The sequence below is a fragment of the Bradyrhizobium arachidis genome (assembly GCF_015291705.1).
Classification (GTDB): domain Bacteria; phylum Pseudomonadota; class Alphaproteobacteria; order Rhizobiales; family Xanthobacteraceae; genus Bradyrhizobium; species Bradyrhizobium arachidis.
Genome location: NZ_CP030050.1, coordinates 778,420 through 798,522, shown reverse-complemented (window position 1 = coordinate 798,522; position 20,103 = coordinate 778,420). Strand labels below are relative to the sequence as shown.

Here is a 20,103-nt window from a genome sequence, read left to right as displayed (position 1 = left end):
CCCCGCCTTCGCGGGGCATGACACCGCGGGTGACGCGAGAGCGCGCGCCTGCGCGCTAATAATCCACCTTCATCAGATACAGCCCCTCCGGCGGCGCGACGATGCCGCAGGCAGTGCGGTTGCGGGCTTCCAACGCCGCGGAGAGGTCGTCCGCGGTCCAGCGGCCATCGCCGACCCAGACCAGCGAGCCCACCATCGAACGGACCTGGCTGTGCAGGAACGAGCGCGCCGAGGTGACAATGGTGATCTCGCGGCCATCGCGCAGCACGTCGAGCTGGTCGAGCGTCTTCTCCGGCGACTTGGCCTGGCATTCGGTGTCGCGGAAGGTGGTGAAATCGTGCTTGCCGAGCAGGCGTTTTGCTGCCGCATGCATCGCATCGGCGTCGAGCTTGCGCGGCACGCGCCAGGCGTGGCCGACATCGAGCGCGAGATTGGCGCGGGTGTTGATGACGCGGTAGCGGTAATGCCGTTTCACGGCGGAGAAGCGCGCCTCGAATGTATCAGGAACGATCTCGGCCTCGAGCACCGCGATCGGATGCGGGCGCAGATGCGCATTGAGACCGTCGCGAAAACGGCCTGGCGGAAACTGCTTCTCGACATCGACATGCGCGACTTGGCCGCGCGCATGCACGCCGGCATCGGTGCGGCCGGCGCCGTGCACGCGCAGATCCGCGCCCGTCATCGCCTTCACCGCCGCTTCCAGCGCGCCCTGCACCGACGGCAGCGTGTCCTGGATCTGCCAGCCGAAGAACGGCGCGCCGTCATATTCGATGGTGAGCTTGTATCGGGGCATCGATCCAGCTTTATCCGGCGTCATTGCCGGGCTTGACCCGGCAATCCATCGCCCAAGAAGGAGTTTTGTTAGAAGATGGATACGCGGGTCAAGCCCGCGTATGACGAGTTGATTAGGTGAATTTAGCTCCCGCCCTCAAGGGCACGCCGCGCAGGAAGTCCGCGGCCTGCATGCGGGCCTTGCCTTCGCGCTGGAGCTCGATGATGCGGATCGCGCCCTCGCCGCAGGCGATGGTGAGGTGATCGTCGAGCACCGCGCCCGGTGAACCCACGCCCTTCGCCAATTCGCATCGCAGGATTTTGACGCGCGCGTTCTCGCTGACACCGTCAAGCTCGGCCCATGCGCCGGGAAACGGCGACAGGCCGTGGATGTGGCGGAGCACGGCGCGTGCGGGCTTGGTCCAGTCGATCCGTGCCTCGGCCTTGTCGATCTTGGCCGCATAGGTGACGCCGTCCTCGCTCTGCTGCTTGAGCTGCAGGCCGCCGCGTTCGAGCCCAGCCATGGCGCGGACCATCAGATCGCCGCCGAGACGGGACAGGCGATCGTGCAGATCGAGCGCGGTCATGGTGTCGGTGATCGGAAGACGCTCGGCCATGGCGACGTCGCCGGTGTCGAGGCCGACATCCATCTTCATCACCATCACGCCGCTTTCGGCATCACCAGCCATGATGGCGCGGTTGATCGGCGCCGCGCCGCGCCAGCGCGGCAGCAGCGAAGCATGCAGATTGTAGCAACCGAGCTTTGGCGCATCGAGGATCGCCTGCGGCAGGATCATGCCGTAGGCGACGACGACGGCGGCATCGGCGTCGAACGCGCGAAATTCTTCCAGCGCTTCCTCAGTCTTCAGCGTCTTCGGCGTCAGCACGGGCACGCCGAGCTTTCGCGCCGCTTCCTCGACCGGGGTCGGCTGCAATTGCAGCCCGCGCCGCCCGCCCGGCTTCGGCGCACGGGTGTAGACGGCCGCGATCTCGTGGCCATGCGCGACCAGCTCGAGCAGCGTCGGCACGGAGAAATCGGGCGTGCCCATGAAGATCAGGCGGAGGGGCATCAACAGAACTCGCTGCGTTCCCTCCCCCCCTTGCGGGGGAGGGCTAGGGAGAGGGGTGCCACACGACGCGCTCTCTCGGCACAAGCGTTCGCGGCACGCACGTAATTCAGATGACGGATGGACTTCCGCCGGGGCTACCCCTCTCCCCCGCCCTCCCCCGCAAGGGGGGAGGGAGCGCAGGGAATGCGGAGCAGCATTAGAGACTCACTCGCCCGCGCGCTTGGCGGCTTTCTCGAACTTCTTCATCACGCGGTCGCGCTTGAGCTTCGACAGGTAGTCGACGAACAGCACGCCGTTGAGATGGTCGATCTCGTGCTGGATGCAGGTGGCGTAGAGGCCTTCGGCGTCCTCCTCATGCAGCTTGCCGTCGAGATCGGTGAAGCGCACGCGCACCTTCGCAGGGCGCTCGACCTCCTCGTAATATTCGGGGATCGACAGGCAGCCTTCCTCGTAAGTGGACAGCTCCTCGGAGGAGGCGATGATCTCGGGGTTGATGAACACGCGCGGTTCCGGCTTGGTCTCGCCGTCCTGGTTGGGCTTGGCGAGGTCCATGGTGATCAGGCGCAGCGGCTGCGCGACCTGGATCGCCGCAAGCCCGATTCCGGGCGCGTCGTACATGGTCTCGAACATGTCGTCGGCAAGCTTGCGGATCTCCGGCGTGACCTTCTCGATCGGCTTGGAGACCAGGCGCAGCTGCTTGTCGGGCAGGATGATGATTTCTCGTAGGGCCATGGCGGCGATTTAAGCCGCGCGCCGGATGCGGTCAATGCGGCCAGGAACCCGGCTCACGCTCCGCTCACGATAAAACTTCAGGTTTCGTTAACCATAAAACTTAAGGAGTTCTTTACCGAAATCGTTCCCCCTTCGTTCGCGACCGAGCGCGAATCGGTTAGAAGGGCTGGCATGAACGAGATCATTTTCATGGCTGGCGACTGGCCGGTGCGCACCATCGATGCGCTGATCGGCTTCGGCGCGCTGGTCCTCATCCTGCTGGTTGTGATTGCGGTCGTGATCACTCGCTCGGGACGGCGCGGCGCGGAACTTGCCATGGCGCATGCGATCCGTGCCGACGAGCTCGAGGAGCGCCTCGCCCAGGTGCTGCACGCCCAAGCTGAGGCCTCCGGCCGGGTCGATGCCATGACCCAGGCGCTGGCCGGCCGTCAGGCCGAGATGGCGCGGGCGGTCAACGAGCGGCTCGATTCGGTGACCCACCGCGTCGGCCAGTCCATGGAACATTCGACCCGCAACACCATGGAGAGCCTGCGCGCGCTGCACGAGCGGCTCGGCATCATCGACAACGCGCACAAGAACCTCACCGACCTCACCACGCAGGTGACCACCTTGCGCGACGTGCTCGCCAACAAGCAGTCGCGCGGCGCCTTCGGCCAGGCGCGGATGGAGGCGATCGTCCAGGACGGACTGCCGAAAGGCTCCTACGAGTTCCAGTTCACGCTCTCGACCGGCAAGCGCCCGGACTGCGTCGTGTTCCTGCCCGACCAGCGCCCGCTCTGCATCGACGCGAAATTTCCGCTGGAGGCGATGACCGCGCTGCACGACGCCCGCACCGACGAGGAGCGGCGCGTGGCCACGCAGCGGCTGCGCGGCGACGTGATGAAGCATGTCAGCGACATCGCGGAAAAATATCTCGTCGCCGGCGAGACCCAGGAGATGGCGCTGATGTTCGTGCCGTCGGAATCGGTCTATGCCGAGATCCACGACGGCTTCGACGACGTGATTCAGAAGGCCTATCGCGCCCGCGTGGTGCTGGTGTCGCCCTCGCTCCTGATGCTCGCGATCCAGGTGATGCAGCAGATCATGAAGGACGCGCGCATGCGCGATGCCGCCGACCAGATCCGCACCGAGGTGATCAAGCTCGGCGACGATCTCGGCCGCCTGCGCGACCGTGTGATGAAGCTGCAAAAGCATTTTGCCGACGTGAACGAGGACGTCCGCCAGGTGCTGATCTCCGCCGACAAGATCGAGAAGCGCGCGGGGAGAATCGAGGAACTCGATTTCAGCAAGACCGATGCGCCGGAAGGCCCGCGGCTGGTCGCGACGGGCGCACCGGAGCTGTTTCCGCGGAAGCTCCAGGCGGGGGAGTGAGATAGAGGCACACTGTCATGCCCCGCGAAGGCGGGGCATCCAGTATTCCGTGACAGTCGTGATTGAATCGAGACGCTGGTGATTACTGGATCGTCCGCCTTCGCGGACGATGACAGGGGTGAAGGCTGGCATGAGCGCACGCCATTACTACGTCTACATTCTCGCCAGCAGGATCGGCGGAACGCTATATATCGGCGTCACGAACGACATCATCCGCCGCGTGACGCAGCACAAGTCCAAACTCATCGAGAGCTTCACTGAAAAGTACGACGTCGCCCGGCTTGTCTACTTCGAGCAATTCGATGATCCCGAGAACGCGATCAAGCGGGAGAAGCGGCTCAAAAAGTGGAACAGGGCTTGGAAGATTCGACTGATCGAGCAGCACAACCCAAACTGGGATGATCCTTATCCCGGCATCGCCGGCCCACCATGACATACCTCGCCGCGCTGTCATACCCCGCGAAGGCGGGGTATCCAGTACGCCGCGGCGATTGTGGTTGAACCGAGACGCTGGTGTTTACTGGATCGTCCGCCTTCGCGGACGATGACACTGAGGGTGCCGAGGGCTTTCCCCTCTCACCGCACACCAGAGTCTTTTTCCCCAGAATCTGCTAACACCACCCCATGACTGCACCCGAGGTGACCTCCCCAGCCGCTAGCCCCGCCCCTGCGACCTCCTGGCGCGAGAGCCTGGCTGTGTACCTGCAACCGCGGGTGCTGATCGTGCTGTTCCTCGGCTTCTCCTCGGGGCTGCCGCTGGCGCTGTCGGGATCGACGCTGCTGGTCTGGATGCGCGAGGCTGGGGTCGATCTCAAGACCATCGGGCTGTTCGCGCTGGTCGGCACGCCCTACACGCTGAAATTTTTGTGGGCGCCACTGGTCGACGCGCTGCATGTGCCGCTGTTCACGCGCGCGTTCGGACGGCGGCGCGGCTGGCTGGTGTTCTCGCAATTGCTGCTGATCATCGCGATCCTGCTGCTGGCGATGACCGATCCCGCGCGCTCGCCGTTCTACGTCGCGCTCGGCGCGCTGCTGGTGGCGACGACATCGTCGACGCAGGACATCGTCGTCGACGCCTTCCGCGTCGAGAGCCTGCCCGAGAGCGAGCAGGCCGCCGGCATGGCCGCTTACGTTGCGGCCTATCGCATCGGCATGCTGGTCTCGACCGCGGGCGCGCTGTTCATCGTCTCCGGCTTCGAGGACACCGGCATCCCGCGCCCCTCTGCGTGGATGTGGGGCTATGTAGTGATGGCGGCGATGGTGCTGATCGGAACGATCACGGCGCTGGCCGCGACCGAGCCGGAGCAATCGGTGCGGGCGGAAGCCGTGACACAGGCCGAGACCGCGTTCACGCGCGTGCTGCATGCGGCGATCGGCGCCTTCTCGGAGTTCCTATCGCGCAAGGATGCGCTCGCGGCGCTCGCCTTCGTCGTGCTGTTCAAGTTCACCGATGCGTTCTCCGGCACGATGACGGCGCCGTTCGTGATCGACCTCGGCTTCACCCGCAACGACTATGCGGCGATCGTCAAGGGCGTCGGCCTCGCAGCGACGCTGATTGGCGGCTTCGCCGGTGGCTTTGTCGCGCGGCGCTATTCGCTGGCGACATCGCTCTGGATCGGCGGCGTGGTGCAGGCGCTCGCCAACCTGTCCTTCTCCTGGCTCGCCGTGGTCGGCACCAATCAATGGGCGCTGGCGCTCGCCATCTGCGCAGAGAACTTCACCAGCGCCATCGGCACGGTGATCTTCGTCGCCTATCTCTCGGCGCTGTGCCAGAACCCGCTCCACACGGCGACGCAATACGCGCTGCTCACCGCGCTCGCGGCGGTGGGGCGGACGTATCTCTCGTCCGGTGCCGGCTTCGTGGCGGAGACGACCGGCTGGGCACTGTTCTTCGTGATCTGCGTGCTGGTGGCGATCCCAAGCCTGATGCTGCTGGCCTGGCTGCAGAAGCGCGGGCATTTCGAGGCGCTCGGGCCGGTGCGGGTGTGACGCTGCCGCCGTAGTCTCGTAGGGTGGGCAAAGGCGCAACGCGCCGTGCCCACCATCACGCCATGAATTAGAAACAGGTGGTGGGCACGCTTCGCTTTGCCCACCCTACGGCATCTCGCGTGCCGCTTACTGCTTCCTGATCAGGCTCCACTTCGTGATCACGGCCTCGCTCATCTGGCCGGGATCGCTGGCGCAGGCGACCTCGTCGACCTTGACCGAGATCTCCTTGCCGACGAACGATTTCAGCTGCGCGGCCTGCGCGTCGCTGGAGGTGACGAGCTGGAAGGTCTCAGGGCCGGTCTCGAGATTGCACAGCCCGTTCGGCGCCGGCAGGCGGCGCGGCTCTGAGGTGATCTGGTACATCGCGACCCGCTTGCCGGCGTTCTTGACGTCGCGCACCTTCATCGCGTTCAGCTCGCCCGAAAGCACGTCCCCATTGTTGATCGGCTTGCCGGGCTTGGGCGGCGGCGCCGCCTCGTCGCCCTGCTGCGCCGAGACGGCCGGGGTCACCAGCATCGTCATCGTCAGGGCCAAAGCCAGCCGTGTGGCGAAAAGTTTCGTCATGTCGTCCGTTCCGTGAGGTCTGTAGGATAGCTAGAACAGGGTCCGCTGCCGCATCGCGGCCGATAGCGTACCCTCATCGAGATAATCAAGCTCGCCGCCGACGGGCACACCGTGCGCGAGCCGGGTTACTTTAACGTTGGCGTCCTGGAGCAGGTCGGTGATGTAATGCGCCGTGGTCTGGCCGTCGACGGTGGCATTCAGCGCCAGGATGATCTCGTGCACTTCTGCCGCATGGGCCCGCGCGACCAGCGCGTCGATGGTGAGGTCTTGCGGACCGACGCCGTCGAGCGGCGACAGGGTCGCGCCGAGCACGTGATAGCGCCCTTGCGTCGCATTGGCCCGCTCCAGCGCCCAGAGATCGGCGACGTCGGCGACCACCACGATGATGGCGGGATCGCGCTTCGGATCGGTGCAGACCGTGCAGGGATTTTGGGTGTCGATGTTGCCGCAGGTCTTGCAGACCTGGACCTTGTCGAGCGCGACCTGCAAGGCCGAGGACAGCGGCATCATCAGCGCTTCGCGCTTCTTGATCAGATGCAGCGCCGCGCGCCGCGCCGAGCGCGGGCCAAGGCCCGGCAGCCGCGCGAGAAGCTGGACCAGCCGCTCGATCTCGGGACCTGCAACCGCGCCCATCTTACTGGCCGAACAGCCCCGGCGGCAGGCCGAGCCCGCCGGTGAGCGCCTGCATCTTCTCCTGCATCGCCGTCTCCGCCTTGCGACGGGCATCGCCAAAGGCGGTGACGAGCAGGTCTTCCAGCACCTCGCGCTCTTCCGCCTTCATCAGCGAGGGATCGATCTTGACGCCCTTGACGTCCATCTTGGCGGTCATGCGCACGGCGACGAGACCGCCGCCAGAAATGCCCTCGACCTCCACATTGCCGAGTTGTTCCTGCATCTCCTGCATCTTGGATTGCAGCTGGGCCGCCTGCTTCATCATGCCGAGAAAATCAGCCATGGGTGCTCGTCCTTCAAACTGGCCAAAGCGCGATGAAGCGCGCTTTTGCTTTATTGTTCGAGCATGATCTCTCGGAAAACCGCTGCACACTTTTCCGGATCATGCTCAAAGATCGTCGTCGGCGTCGGAACCGTCGGGCGGATCGTCACTGCCGTAGTCGGCGTTAATATTGGATTCCGGCGCCTCGGGGGCAAGCCTGCGGACCTCGACGACCTTCGCGCCGGGGAAACGCGATAGCACCTCCTGCACGCGCGGATCGGCTTCCGCGGTGCGGGCATGCTCCTGTTTGGCGGCCTGGTTCACCGAGCGCAGCGTCGGCTGGCCCTGCTCGTTGGAGACGATCACGGTCCAGCGGCGGCCGGTCCACATCTCGAACTTGCGTGCGAGCTCGGAGATCATGGTCTTTGACGCGTTCGGCTCGAGCGCGACTTCGAGCCGGCCCTCCTCGAAACGGACGAGGCGCATGTCGCCCTCGAGCGCGCTCTTGGTCATGATGTCGCGCTTCTGCCCGGCGAGCGCGACGAGCTGGGTGAAGCTGGTGATGCGCAGCTGGGGCGCCGCACCCTGGGTATCAGGCGCGGGCGTTGCCATCTGCGGCCGGGCAGCGCCTCCGCCGAAGGCGGTCGGCGATGAGGTCGGCATGCGGACCGGCGCCGCCGAGGCAACGGGCGCCGCGGAGGCAACGGGCGCCGCGGAGGCCATCGGTGCGGCCGGCGCGCTGCTGCGCGCGCTACTTCCGCCGTTCACGACCGGCGAGCCGCCGCCATTCTGCTCCAGCATCCGGATCGCTTCGTCCGGCGTCGGCAGGTCGGCGACATAGGCGATGCGCACCAGCACCATCTCGGCGGCCGCGGCGGGACGCGTCGCGGCCTGCACCTCGGTGATGCCCTTGAGCAGCATCTGCCACATCCGCGACAGCACCCGCATTGAGATCTTCGAGGCGAAATCCCTCGCACGGACGCGCTCGGTCTCGCCATAGGCGACGTTGTCGGCGGTCGCCGGCACGATCTTCACGCGGGTGACGAAGTTCACGAACTCGGCGAGATCGGACAGCACGACGATCGGATCGGCACCGACATCGTACTGGTCGCGGAACTCCTTAAAGGCGGCGGCGATGTCGCCGCGGACCAGCGAATCAAAGAGGTCGATGACGCGGGTGCGGTCGGCGAGGCCCAGCATCTGCCTGACCGCGTCGGCCTTCACCTGCCCCGCCGCATGCGCAATCGCCTGGTCGAGCAGCGACAGCGAGTCGCGTACCGAGCCTTCCGCCGCGCGCGCGATGATGCCGAGCGCTTCCGGCTCGATCTCGACGCTTTCCTTCGCGGCGATGTTGGCGAGGTGCTTCATCAGCACGTCGGCCTCGACGCGGCGCAGGTCAAAACGCTGGCAGCGCGACAGCACGGTGACCGGAACCTTGCGGATCTCGGTCGTCGCGAACACGAACTTGGCGTGCTCCGGCGGCTCCTCGAGCGTCTTCAGGAAGGCGTTGAACGCCGCCGTCGACAGCATGTGGACTTCGTCGATGATGTAGACCTTGTAGCGGGCGCTGGCCGGCGCGTAGCGCACGCTGTCATTGATCTGGCGCACGTCGTCGACACCGGTGTGCGAGGCCGCGTCCATCTCCAGCACGTCCATGTGCCGGCTTTCCATGATCGCCTGGCAATGCACGCCCAAGGTCGGCATGTGGATGGTCGGGCCCTTCACCGAGCCATCCGGCATCTCGTAGTTGAGTGCACGGGCCAGGATACGCGCAGTGGTGGTCTTGCCGACGCCGCGGACGCCGGTGAGGATCCAGGCCTGCGGAATGCGACCGGTCTCGAACGCGTTCGAGACCGTGCGGACCACGGCTTCCTGGCCGATCAAATCGTCGAATGAAGAGGGGCGGTATTTGCGCGCCAGCACCCGGTAGGGGGCGTTGGCCTGGCCGGCGCTATCGGGGTTCGGAGGGGCGCCAGCGTCGGTCATCGGTCGATCCGCAATGAAATGTCTCTCGGCCGGCTTTTGCGGAAAGGAGCGCGCTGGCGGGAGGCCCGCCGGCGCAATTCGCTCGGAAAAACAGGTAGGAGACTGACGAGCGACCCGATCCGGACCTCGTTAGGGCTGCTTCCTTCCGGACCTGACCCGGTTGGCGAGTGGCTCGTCCACCGCCAATCTCCCGGTCCCTATTTGGGGCCAAAGGAAGCGGAAAGCAAGCGGGTATCGGCTCGAACCGGCGGGGTTTGCCCAGCATCCGGGCAAATCCGGATCTGCTCAGCCGATAGGCTGTGCTTTCACTGATTGGACCACCTTGCTAAGAACGCTGCCGGAACTCCACCCAACCAGAAAAGCGATTGATCCCAATGGTTACACGTCGTGATGTTGCATCGATTGTCGGACTTGGCGCGGTGACCGCGGCCGCGCTGGCTGCCCCGGCCGTGGCCCAGACCGCGGCCGACCCGAACGAATCGACCTTCGCCCGCATCCGTCGCACCAAGAAGATGCGGATCGGCGCGGTCGGCGGCGGCGCGCCCTATTACATGAAGGACCTCGCCACCGGCCAGTGGAAGGGTTTCTACATCGACATCGCCAAGGGGCTCGCCGACGACATGGAGGCCGAGCTCGAGATCACCGAGACCACCTGGGGCAATTCGGTGCTCGATCTGCAGTCCAACAAGATCGACATCTTCTTCGGCCTCAACCCGACCCCGAAGCGCGCGCTGGTGGTCGATTTCTCGGTGCCGGTCTTCAACAACGCCTTCGGCATCCTCTGCAAGAAGGATTTCAAGCCGAAGACCTGGGCCGAGCTGAACTCGCCGGACGTCAAGATCGCCGTCGACCAGGGCTCCTCGCACGACCAGGTCGTCAGCCGCCTGACGCCGAAGGCGCAGATCTCGCGGCTGAAGACCGCCGACGATGCCACCGCCGCGCTGCAGACCGGACGCGTCGACGCGCAGTGCCTGATCACCATGCTCTCGCTGACCGTCCTGAAGAAGAACCCCTCGCTCGGCCAGTTCGTGCTGCCGACGCCGATCTTCGCGACCACGTCCAACGCCGGCTTCCGCCGCGAGAACGACAAGACCTTCCGCGACTACGTCAACACCTGGATCGACTTCAACAAGGGCCTCGGCTTCATCCGCAACGCGATCATCACGAATATGGAGCTGGTGGGCGTGACGGAAGCGGACATTCCGCCGGGCGTGTCGTTGTAAATTTTCACACTGTCATTCCGGGGCGATGCGCTGCATCGAACCCGGAATCTCGAGATTCCGGGTTCGCCCTTTCGGGCGCCCCGGAATGACGGCACCGACGACGAGTAATCGCACGCATGTATCAGTGGGACTTCGGCATCCTCTGGAGCTATCGCTGGCTCTTTCTCAACGGGCTCGGCGTCACCGTCGGCTTCACCATCGTCATCGTCGTGTGCGGGCTGCTGTTCGGCCTGCTCGGCGCGTTCGGCAGCCTGTCGCGGTTCAAGGCCGTGCGTCTCACAGCCCTCGCCTTCATCGAGGCGTTCCGCTGCACGCCGATCCTGGTGCAGCTGATCTGGTTCTATTACGCGCTGCCGATCCTCGCCGGCGTCGAGATGACACCGATCACCGCATCGGCGCTGGCGCTCTCGCTCTATGGCGGCTCGTTCTATTCGGAGATCATCCGCGGCGGCATCATCTCGATCGACAAGGGCCAGTCGGAAGCCGGCGCCGCGCTCGGCATGACGCCGGGCCAGAGCATGCGGCGCATCGTGCTGCCGCAGGCGATCAAGCGCATGATCCCGGCCCTGATGAACCAGTCGATCATCCAGTTCAAGAACACCTCGCTGGTCTCGGTGCTGGCGGTGCCTGATCTGGTCTATCAAAGCCAAGTCGCGGCCCATGACAGCTACCGGCCGCTGGAGACCTACACGGCGGTCGCGGTCGCCTATGCGGCGATCCTGATCCCGCTCACCATCATCGTCCGCCGCGGCGAGAAGCGACTGGCGGTGAGCGAATGAGCGAGCCATCCAAGAACACTTCGAAAATCGAGATCCGCAGCCTGCGCAAGAGCTTTGGCAGCAACGAGGTTTTGAAGAACATCAACCTCGACGTCGCCAAGGGCGGCGTCGTCGCGCTGATCGGCCCGTCCGGCTCCGGCAAATCGACACTGCTCCGCTGCATCAATCTCTTGGTCGCGCCCGACGGCGGCAGCGTCCGCGTCGGCGACACGCGCTTTGCGTTCGGTCAAGGCACCAAGCTGCCCGATGTGAAGACTCTCGCAAAGTTCCGCGCCACCACCGGCATGGTGTTCCAGCACTTCAACCTGTTTCCGCACATGACGACGCTGCAGAATGTGATGGAAGGGCCGGTCACCGTGCGCCGCATGGCCAAGGCGGACGCCGAGAAGCTCGCGCGGGCCCAGCTTGCAAAAGTCGGCCTTGCGGAGAAGGCGGATCAATATCCGGCGACACTCTCCGGCGGACAGAAGCAGCGCGTCGCGATCGCGCGGGCGCTGGCGATGGAGCCTGATGTCATGCTGTTCGACGAGGCCACCTCGGCGCTCGACCCTGAGCTCGTCGGCGAGGTGCTCAATGTGATGCAGCGCCTGGCGTCCGAAGGCATGACCATGGTGATCGTGACCCACGAGATTGCCTTCGCCCGCGAGGTCGCCGACCGCCTGATCTTCATGCGCGACGGCGTCGTCGTGGAGGAAGGCCCGGCGCGGCAGGTGATCGACAATCCGCAGCAGGCCGCGACGCGCGCCTTCCTCAGCCATTTCCACCGCACCGGCGCGTTGCCGCCGGCCAACGCGACATCGTGATGCCTGATATCGATCGCGCCTATCTCGTCACCGGTGCCGCCAGCGGCATCGGCCGCGCCACCGCAAAATTGCTCGCAAGCCCCGGCACCGCGCTGCTGCTGCACACGCGCTCGAACGCGGAAGGTCTCGACGCGACCGCAGCCGAAGCTGAAACGAAAGGCGCCGTGGTCGCGAAGTGCCTCGGCGATCTCGCCGAAGAGGCTGCTGCCGCCAACGCCATCGCCGCCGCGCAAACCGCCTTCGGCCGGCTCGACGGACTTGTTCTTGTCGGCGGCCACGCCCGCCGCGGCAGCGCCATCGGCACGCCGGCGGATCAATTCCGCCAGGCGATGGATGAATCCGCACTGGCCTTCACGCGCATGGTCGAGGCCGCGCTGCCGCTGCTGCGGGCCGGGCAGGACGCGCGGATCGTCGCGGTATCGTCCTTCGTGGCGCACGCGATCCGGCCCGAATTCGCGCCGTTTGCGGCCACCGCCGCGAGCCGCTCCGCGCTGGAGGCGCTGGTGCGGCTGACCGCGGTCGAGCTTGCGAAAAATGGCATCACCGTCAACGCGGTTTCGCCGGGCCTCATCATCAAGGACAAGCCGAGCGAAAGCCGGCTGTCGCCCGAGCAGATCGCCGCGACCGAAGCGCTGATTCCGATGCGCCGCCGCGGGCGGCCTGAGGAAGTCGCCGAGATCATCGCCTTCCTGGCGTCGCCGAAGGCGTCCTACGTCACCGGCCAGGTCTGGCACGTCAATGGAGGCCTGACATGACCGAAGCAACCATCGAACGCATCAGGCTGTTCCTGATCGAAAGCCCGATCAAGATGGCGCGCCTGCAGGGCGTCGGCAACGTCAAGGGCACGGTGAAGCGCGTGCTGCTCGAGCTGACGTCGAGCGAGGGCGTGGTCGGCTGGGGCGAGGCCGCGCCGTGGGAGGTGTTTACCGGTACGCCCGAGGCTGCGTTCTCCGCGCTCGACATTTACTTAAGGCCGATCCTGCTCGGCAAACCCGTGCGCCGCATCCGCGCGCTGATGACGGAGCTCGACCGCGCGCTGGTCGGACATGCCGAGGCGAAGGTCGCCATCGAGATGGCGCTACTCGACATCGTCGGCAAGTCGTCGGGCCTGTCGGTTGCCGACCTGCTCGGGGGCCGCGTGCGCGACACCATTCCCCTGTCATTCTCCATCGCTGATCCCGATTTCGCCGCTGACCTCGAGCGCATGCGAAAGATGGTTCCTGAAGGCAACGTCATCTACAAGGTCAAGACCGGTGTGAAGCCGCATCGCGAGGACCTCGATCATCTCGAAGCGATCCGCAAAGAGTTCGGCGACAAGGTCGATCTGCGCGTCGACTACAACCAGGCGCTGGCGCCATTCGGCGCGATCAAGATCCTGCGCGATGTCGAAGAGTTCGCGCCGACCTTCATCGAGCAGCCGGTGCCACGCAAATTTCTCGACGTGATGGCGCAGCTCACCGCGGCGCTGGAAACGCCTGTGCTCGCGGATGAGAGCTGTTTCGACCGCCGCGACATGATGGAGGTGGTGCGCCGCGAGGCGGCCGATGCCGTCTCGATCAAGCTGATGAAGGCCGGCGGCCTGTTCGAGGCGCAGGCGATCATGGCGATCGCCGACATCGCCGGCCTGCCCGGCTATGGCGGCACGCTGTGGGAGGGCGGCATTGGCCTTGCCGCCGGCACGCAGCTGATCGCGGCCACACCCGGCATCTCGCTCGGCTGTGAATTCTACATGCCGCATCACGTGCTGACCGAGGATGTGCTGGAAGAGCGCGTGGCGAACCGCGCCGGTCACGTCGTGGTGCCCGATGGTCCCGGCCTCGGCATCCGTGTCAGCGAAGCCTCGGTCCGCGCCAATGCGCGGGTGCTGGCGGAGGCGTAAGCCACCGGCGCGGCCACAAACTCGGTCGTCGTCCCGGGCAAGCGTCAGCGCAGACCCGGGACCCATAACCACAGGGAAAAGTTGCGGCGCGAGCTGGCAACCACGAGTCTTCGCCAAATTTCTTCCTGTGGTTATGGGTCCCTGTGTCTTGGAAGTCTGTCAGGATGGGTTGGGCGGGAAGCCGTTGGGTCCTTGGCGCTTGACGCCGTGAGCCGGCTCGGTCTCCCGCCCGTTCCATTACCAACCTGAACAGTTGCACGAGGCTGCGCCAACAGACCTCGCATCACAGGGACAGGCACCGTGATCATACCCCTTCGTTGCGTCGGAATCGACGTCTCCAAACAATATCTCGATATCTTCGATGAAGGCCTGGGCGTGCCGGAGCGCATCGCCAACGCGACGCAGGCCATCACCCAGATCGCGGCGCGTTGGCGATGCGATGTGCTGGTCGTCTTCGAGGCCACGGGTGTTTATGACCTCGAGCTTCGCGAAGCGCTGAGCGAGGCCGGCATCCGTTTCGCCCGGATCAACCCGGCCCGGGCTCGTGACTTCGCGCGCGCCAGCGGGCAGCTCGCCAAGACCGACCCGATCGACGCGCGAATGCTGGCAGCCTTTGCGCGGGCCATGCAGCCAGCAACCGAGCCGACTGCCAATCCCGCCCGCAACGCCTTGGCGGGACTTGCAAAACGGCGAGATCAGCTGGTTCGCATGCGCGCGCAGGAGAAGAACCGGCGCAGCGAGACCGACGACCGTGCCATGGCCGAGCGCATCGGTCGCCTCATTGAAGTCCTCGACGGCGAGATCGCCGAGATCGAGGCCGACATCAGGGGACTAATCAAAGCCGAGCGAGAGATTGCGGACGATGCGCGATTGATGCGCTCACTGCCTGGCGTGGGTCCCGTGGCTTGCATGCAACTCATCGCGAAGATGCCGAAACTCGGACATGTGGGAGCCAAGCAGATCGCGGCGCTCGCCGGCCTGGCTCCCTTCAACGTCGACAGCGGAGCCTTCCGCGGCAAACGCAAGATTGCCGGCGGCCGAAAGCGCGTCCGTGACGCCCTCTACATGGCTGCGCTCAACGCGGTTCGCAGGGCCGATCCGTTCAAGGCCTTCTACGCACGGCTGCGACGGGCCGGCAAACCAGCCAAGCTCGCCCTCATTGCCGTCGCCAGGAAGCTGCTAACGGTCCTCAATGCCATGATGCGTGACAGAAAGCCGTACCTGAAAGCCAACCCAACATAACAGTTGCCGGATCGGCGCTCCGCTTGTCCGGGACGACGACCGTCTATGCAATGGCAGCGGAGCCTTAACCTTCCCCTCGCTAACCCCGTATCGTATGGTCCGACCCAACCAGCCCGCCCCACGGGCCATCCGGAAACACATATGTCTGATCCCGCCTGGTCGCTGCACTCCCGCCTGAAAGAGGACACCATCGACATCGGCGATCTGCCGCTGTCCAAGGTGCTGGTCATCAAGGACGCGCATTATCCCTGGCTGCTGCTGGTGCCCCGGCGGCCTGACGCGGTCGAGATCATCGATCTCGACGAGGTGCAGCAGGCGCAACTGATGACCGAGATCTCTCGCGTCTCGCGCGCGCTGAAGGAGATCACCAAATGCGACAAGCTCAATGTCGCAGCGCTCGGCAACCTCGTGCCGCAGCTTCACGTTCACATCATCGCACGCCGCACCAGTGACGCCGCCTGGCCGCGGCCGGTCTGGGGCGTGATGCCGCCGCTGGCACACGATGCCGCAGAGGTTCAGAATTTCATCAGCGCGCTTCGCCGAAAAATCTGGTTGGGTTGAAAGAATAACAATGTCAGCATTCGACGCATTTCCGCTGGGGCAGCCGGCCTTCGTCACCAATGTCCTCGATCGCGCCGCGCATCTGCGCCGCGACGACGAAAAACTGTTCGCGCTGGAGCAGAAGTCCTCATCGCGCGCCTATGTGGTCTACCGCGACTCGCTGCTGGTGAAGCGCGACGGCGACAAGGCGCGCGCGCTGCTCGGAATCGACGAGGCGCTGAAATGCGGCGCCAATCCCGGCACGATCTTTCTGGGCCTGCGCGACGGTGCCGCGATGTTCGGCATGGGCCTGTCGCAGGCCGCCGCCGAAAAGCTGATCGGCCGCGAGGACTACACCGTCACCGAGCTGCGCGGCATGGCAATGCAGGGCGTGGTTCCGCCCGACGAGCTCTCGGCGATCGCGATGGCGAAGTCGATGGTCAGCTGGCACCAGCGCCATGGCTATTGCGCCAATTGCGGCGCGCGCAGCGCGATGAAGGAAGGCGGCTGGAAACGCGAATGTCCCGCTTGCAAGGCCGAGCACTTTCCGCGCACCGATCCGGTCGTGATCATGCACGTGGCATCAGGCGAGAAATGCCTGCTCGGCCGCCAGAAGCAATTTCCGCCGGGCATGTTTTCGTGCCTCGCCGGCTTCGTCGAGGCCGCCGAGACGATCGAGGACGCGGTGCGCCGCGAGATATTCGAAGAATCCGGCATCCGCTGCACCGACGTGCAATATTACATGACGCAGCCGTGGCCCTATCCGTCGTCGCTGATGATCGGCTGCAGCGCGCGGGCGCTGAACGAGGACATCGTCGTCGATCACTCGGAGCTCGAGGACGCGCGCTGGTTCACGCGTGAGGAGGCGGCGAAGATGCTGATGCGGACGCATCCCGACGGGCTCGCCGGTCCGCATCCCTTCGCCATCGCCCATCACCTGCTCGGCCGCTGGGTGCACGACAAGAGCTGACCGCCGATGGCGCTACCTGCGACCGCGCCGCGCATCCTCTGCATCGGCATTCCCGTGCGCGACCTGACGTTTCGCGTCGATTCCGTGCCTGCGCGCGGCAGCAAGGCCAATGCCAGCCATCTCGCGGAGATCTGCGGCGGCAATGCGCTCAATGCCGCGATCGCGATTGCGCGACTTGGCGGCCGCGTCTCTTTCGCCGGACCGATGGGCGACGCCGACGAAACATCGAGCGGCTTCATCCTCGCGCGGATGGCCGCCGAGGGCATCGAGACCACGCACATCGTGCGCATGCCGGGTCTCATGACGCCCGTCTCCGCGATCATGATCGATGCGAGCGGCGAACGGACGCTGACCATCTATCGCGATCCCGGCCTGTGGCACGTGACATTGCCCGACGCCGGCGAACTGCTCGCCGATTGCCAGGCGCTGCTGGTCGAGAGCCGCTGCGGCGCCTTTTGCATCGATCTCTGCACTGAAGCACGCCGACGCGGCATTCCCGTCATCGTCGGCGTCGATCGCGCCATGTCGTTGCAGGACGGCCTGCTCACCGCCGCCTCGCACCTGCTGTTTTCGAGCGAGCAAATGCAGGAGACCGCCGGCATCGCTGAGGACGGCGACGCCTTGAAACGCCTCGCCGCCCTGACACCGGCCTTCCTCGCCGCCACCCGCGGCCCCCGCGGCACGATCTGGCTGAACGAGGCGGGCGCGCTGGAGGAGACGGCGGCCTTCCCGGTCGAGGCGGTCGATACGCTGGGCGCCGGCGACGTGTTCCACGGCGCCTTCACCCTTCGCCTCGCCGAGCGGGGCGACGTGCGGGAGGCGCTGCGATTCGCCGCGGCCGCCGCAGCGCTGAAATGCAGCCGCCATGGCGGCGGCCTGGCCGCCCCGCAACGTATTGAAGTTGAAGAGTTTTTGCGCAGCCTGCCCTAGAGCAATTCCATGGATGCGCCGAGATTATGGGCTTGCTGTGGAAGGATTTTCTCTATATCAGGGAAATTAGCCCCTGAAATGGAACAAAGTTCTTCAAATGACTGACCTCGCTGTCCAGATCCCCGAGACCAGCCGCCGCCTCGACGCCATCGACCGCAAGATCCTGATGGTACTCCAGGAGGATGCCTCCCTCTCCGTAGCCGAGATCGGCGACCGTGTCGGCCTGTCCTCGACCCCCTGTTGGAAGCGCATCCAGCGCCTCGAGGCCGACGGCGTGATCCTGAAGCGGGTCGCTCTCGTCGACCAGAACAAGATCGGGCTCGGCATCTCCGTGTTCGTCTCGGTCGAGAGCGCCGATCATTCCGACGCCTGGCTGAAGAAGTTCGCCGAAGCCGTCAGCGCGATGCCCGAGGTGATGGAATTCTACCGCATGGCCGGCGACGTCGATTACATGCTGCGCGTCGTGGTCGCGGACATGCAGGCCTATGACGTGTTCTACAAGAAGCTGATCAGCGCCGTGCCGCTGAAGAACGTCACCTCGCGCTTCGCGATGGAGAAGATCAAGTCGGTGACCGCGCTGCCGATCCCGGCGGTGGTGGCGGCTTAGGCCTCAGAGTTCACCACGCGGAAGCTGTCATCGCCCGCGAAAGCGGGCGATCCAGTATTCCAGAGACAGTGCGTGGATACGGAGAAGCCGCGGCGTACTGGATGCCCCGGTCAAGCCGGGGCATGACGGCGGAGGATGAAGGTGGCCGTCCAGCTGACGTCGCACCTCAAATCGTCTGATTGTACGCGCCGACCTCGGGATGGGTGCGCAGCACGCTGTTCACCATCTCGAACATGTCGTGCATGCGCTGCTCGGAGACCGGGCTTTCGACCACGACGACGAGCTCGGGCTTGTTGGAGGAGGCGCGCACCAAACCCCAGCTGCCGTCCTCGACGGTGACGCGCACGCCGTTGACGGTGACGAGATCGCGGATCGACTGACCGCCGATCTTCGCGCCCTTGGCCTGCAGGTCCTCGAAGTGCTTCACCACCTTGTCGATCACACCGTATTTGACCTCGTCGGCGCAATGCGGCGACATCGTCGGCGACGACCAGGTTTTCGGCAGCGCATCCTTCAGGTCCGCCATCGACTTGCCGGGGGCGCGGTCGAGCATGTCGCAGATCGCGATCGCCGAGACCAGGCCGTCGTCGTAGCCGCGGCCATAGGGCTTGTTGAAGAAGAAATGGCCAGACTTCTCGAAGCCGGCGAGCGCGCCGGTCTCGTTGGTGCGGCGCTTCATGTAGGAATGGCCGGTCTTCCAATAGGCGGTCTTCGCGCCCTGCTTCTGCAGCACCGGATCGGTGACGAACAGGCCGGTCGACTTCACGTCGACGATGAACTGCGCGTCCTTGTGGATTGCCGACATGTCGCGCGCCAGCATCACCCCGACCTTGTCGGCGAAAATCTCCTCGCCGGTGTTGTCGACGACGCCGCAGCGGTCGCCGTCGCCGTCGAAGCCGAGGCCGACATCGGCCTTGTGATGCAGCACGGCGTCGCGGATCGCGTGCAGCATCTCCATGTCTTCGGGGTTCGGATTGTATTTCGGGAAGGTGTGGTCGAGCTCGGTGTCGAGCGGGATCACCTCGCAACCGATCGCTTCCAGCACCTGCGGCGCGAACGCGCCGGCGGTGCCATTGCCGCAAGCCGCGACGACCTTGAGCTTGCGCGTCAGCTTCGGGCGGCCAGTGAGATCGGCGATGTAGCGCGCCGGATAGTTTTCGTGGAACTGGTAGGAGCCGCCGGCCGTGTTCTTGAATTCGGCGTTGAGGACGATCTCCTTCAGCCGCGTCATCTCGTCGGGACCGAAGGTCAGCGGACGGTTGGCACCCATCTTCACGCCGGTCCAGCCATTGTCGTTGTGCGAGGCCGTGACCATGGCAACGCAGGGCACGTCGAGATCGAACTGCGCGAAATAGGCCATCGGGGTCACGGCGAGGCCGATGTCGTGCACCTTGCAGCCCGCCGCCATCAGGCCGGAGATCAGCGCATATTTGATCGAGGCCGAATAGCCGCGGAAATCATGGCCGGTGACGATCTCCTGCTTGACGCCGAGCTCGGCGATCAACGCGCCCAGCCCCATGCCAAGCGCCTGGATTCCCATCAGGTTGATTTCCTTCTGGAACAGCCAGCGCGCGTCGTATTCGCGAAAGCCGGTCGGCTTCACCATCGGCTCGGATTCGAAGCCGTAGGTATTGGGCAAAAGTACGGATTTCGGCTTGGGAAACATTGAGACAATCTCGCGAATGGCTGGGATTGCCGCAGCCTTAGCGAATG

General features: G+C 65.2%; 21 protein-coding genes and 1 other RNA gene. 13 read left to right on the top strand and 9 right to left on the bottom strand.

Features of this window, described 5'->3' with window-relative positions; translation table 11 throughout:
* Window positions 1-55: 55 nt before the first annotated feature.
* The 3 genes from truA to def form a co-directional block, all read right to left on the bottom strand.
* Window positions 56-793 (bottom strand): tRNA pseudouridine(38-40) synthase TruA, encoded by a 738-nt coding sequence (truA, locus tag WN72_RS03755; RefSeq protein ID WP_092219071.1) that lies wholly within the window; start codon window positions 791-793, stop codon window positions 56-58.
* Window positions 794-905: 112 nt separating this feature from the next.
* Window positions 906-1,841 (bottom strand): methionyl-tRNA formyltransferase, encoded by a 936-nt coding sequence (fmt, locus tag WN72_RS03750; protein WP_092219035.1) that lies wholly within the window; start codon window positions 1,839-1,841, stop codon window positions 906-908.
* A 204-nt stretch (window positions 1,842-2,045) separates the two neighbouring features.
* Window positions 2,046-2,573, bottom strand: a complete 528-nt coding sequence (gene def / locus WN72_RS03745; RefSeq protein ID WP_027561557.1) for a peptide deformylase — start codon at window positions 2,571-2,573, stop codon at window positions 2,046-2,048.
* Window positions 2,574-2,744: 171 nt separating this feature from the next.
* Between def and WN72_RS03740 the strand changes: the two genes are divergently transcribed.
* The 3 genes from WN72_RS03740 (at window position 2,745) to WN72_RS03730 (ending at window position 5,933) form a co-directional block, all read left to right on the top strand.
* A complete protein-coding gene (locus WN72_RS03740) occupies window positions 2,745-3,944 on the top strand; it encodes a DNA recombination protein RmuC (RefSeq protein WP_092219037.1) in 1,200 nt (399 codons plus the stop codon).
* Window positions 3,945-4,074: 130 nt separating this feature from the next.
* The gene (locus WN72_RS03735) at window positions 4,075-4,377 is read left to right on the top strand and encodes a GIY-YIG nuclease family protein (protein ID WP_027561559.1); all 303 of its coding nucleotides are present in this window, start codon (window positions 4,075-4,077) and stop codon (window positions 4,375-4,377) included.
* Between the two features lie 191 nt (window positions 4,378-4,568).
* Window positions 4,569-5,933, top strand: coding sequence for an AmpG family muropeptide MFS transporter (locus WN72_RS03730; protein WP_092219039.1), 1,365 nt, complete (start codon window positions 4,569-4,571; stop codon window positions 5,931-5,933).
* A gap of 126 nt (window positions 5,934-6,059) precedes the next feature.
* Here WN72_RS03730 and WN72_RS03725 read toward each other — a convergent pair whose 3' ends face one another.
* The 5 genes from WN72_RS03725 to ffs form a co-directional block, all read right to left on the bottom strand.
* Window positions 6,060-6,497: a hypothetical protein gene (locus WN72_RS03725; protein ID WP_092219041.1), complete on the bottom strand. Its 438-nt coding sequence runs from the start codon at window positions 6,495-6,497 to the stop codon at window positions 6,060-6,062.
* A gap of 30 nt (window positions 6,498-6,527) precedes the next feature.
* The gene (gene recR / locus WN72_RS03720) at window positions 6,528-7,130 is read right to left on the bottom strand and encodes a recombination mediator RecR (RefSeq protein ID WP_027561562.1); all 603 of its coding nucleotides are present in this window, start codon (window positions 7,128-7,130) and stop codon (window positions 6,528-6,530) included.
* A 1-nt stretch (window position 7,131) separates the two neighbouring features.
* On the bottom strand, window positions 7,132-7,452 hold the full coding sequence (locus tag WN72_RS03715) for a YbaB/EbfC family nucleoid-associated protein (RefSeq protein WP_027561563.1): 321 nt from the start codon (window positions 7,450-7,452) through the stop codon (window positions 7,132-7,134).
* A gap of 105 nt (window positions 7,453-7,557) precedes the next feature.
* On the bottom strand, window positions 7,558-9,417 hold the full coding sequence (locus WN72_RS03710) for a DNA polymerase III subunit gamma/tau (RefSeq protein WP_092219043.1): 1,860 nt from the start codon (window positions 9,415-9,417) through the stop codon (window positions 7,558-7,560).
* Window positions 9,418-9,511: 94 nt separating this feature from the next.
* Window positions 9,512-9,608: signal recognition particle sRNA small type (gene ffs, locus WN72_RS03705), an RNA gene on the bottom strand.
* Window positions 9,609-9,791: 183 nt separating this feature from the next.
* On the opposite strand from ffs, the gene WN72_RS03700 reads away from it, so the two are divergent.
* The 10 genes from WN72_RS03700 (at window position 9,792) to WN72_RS03655 (ending at window position 18,390) form a co-directional block, all read left to right on the top strand.
* Window positions 9,792-10,640 carry a transporter substrate-binding domain-containing protein gene (locus WN72_RS03700; RefSeq protein WP_027561565.1) on the top strand — a complete coding sequence of 283 codons (849 nt, stop codon included), beginning with the start codon at window positions 9,792-9,794 and terminating at the stop codon, window positions 10,638-10,640.
* Between the two features lie 116 nt (window positions 10,641-10,756).
* Window positions 10,757-11,419 carry an amino acid ABC transporter permease gene (locus WN72_RS03695; protein ID WP_092219045.1) on the top strand — a complete coding sequence of 221 codons (663 nt, stop codon included), beginning with the start codon at window positions 10,757-10,759 and terminating at the stop codon, window positions 11,417-11,419.
* Window positions 11,416-12,222 (top strand): amino acid ABC transporter ATP-binding protein, encoded by an 807-nt coding sequence (locus WN72_RS03690; RefSeq protein WP_092219048.1) that lies wholly within the window; start codon window positions 11,416-11,418, stop codon window positions 12,220-12,222. The genes WN72_RS03695 and WN72_RS03690 overlap by 4 nt, the downstream gene beginning before the upstream one ends.
* Window positions 12,222-12,977, top strand: coding sequence for an SDR family NAD(P)-dependent oxidoreductase (locus WN72_RS03685; protein ID WP_092219051.1), 756 nt, complete (start codon window positions 12,222-12,224; stop codon window positions 12,975-12,977). Before WN72_RS03690 ends, WN72_RS03685 begins: the two co-directional genes overlap by 1 nt.
* Window positions 12,974-14,101 carry a muconate cycloisomerase family protein gene (locus WN72_RS03680; RefSeq protein ID WP_092219053.1) on the top strand — a complete coding sequence of 376 codons (1,128 nt, stop codon included), beginning with the start codon at window positions 12,974-12,976 and terminating at the stop codon, window positions 14,099-14,101. The genes WN72_RS03685 and WN72_RS03680 overlap by 4 nt, the downstream gene beginning before the upstream one ends.
* A 300-nt stretch (window positions 14,102-14,401) precedes the next feature.
* The gene (locus tag WN72_RS03675) at window positions 14,402-15,343 is read left to right on the top strand and encodes an IS110 family RNA-guided transposase (protein ID WP_194482978.1); all 942 of its coding nucleotides are present in this window, start codon (window positions 14,402-14,404) and stop codon (window positions 15,341-15,343) included.
* 141 nt (window positions 15,344-15,484) lie between these two features.
* Entirely contained in the window at window positions 15,485-15,904 is a 420-nt protein-coding gene (locus tag WN72_RS03670; RefSeq protein ID WP_092220890.1) for an HIT domain-containing protein, read from the top strand.
* 10 nt (window positions 15,905-15,914) lie between these two features.
* Window positions 15,915-16,853: an NAD(+) diphosphatase gene (gene nudC, locus WN72_RS03665; protein WP_027561571.1), complete on the top strand. Its 939-nt coding sequence runs from the start codon at window positions 15,915-15,917 to the stop codon at window positions 16,851-16,853.
* Between the two features lie 6 nt (window positions 16,854-16,859).
* A complete protein-coding gene (locus tag WN72_RS03660; protein ID WP_092220893.1) occupies window positions 16,860-17,783 on the top strand; it encodes a sugar kinase in 924 nt (307 codons plus the stop codon).
* A 97-nt stretch (window positions 17,784-17,880) separates the two neighbouring features.
* Entirely contained in the window at window positions 17,881-18,390 is a 510-nt protein-coding gene (locus WN72_RS03655; RefSeq protein ID WP_027547489.1) for an Lrp/AsnC family transcriptional regulator, read from the top strand.
* 166 nt (window positions 18,391-18,556) lie between these two features.
* Here the strand turns inward: WN72_RS03655 and WN72_RS03650 are convergent, their stop codons facing one another.
* Window positions 18,557-20,056: a phosphomannomutase/phosphoglucomutase gene (locus WN72_RS03650; protein ID WP_092220895.1), complete on the bottom strand. Its 1,500-nt coding sequence runs from the start codon at window positions 20,054-20,056 to the stop codon at window positions 18,557-18,559.
* Window positions 20,057-20,103 lie beyond the last annotated feature (47 nt).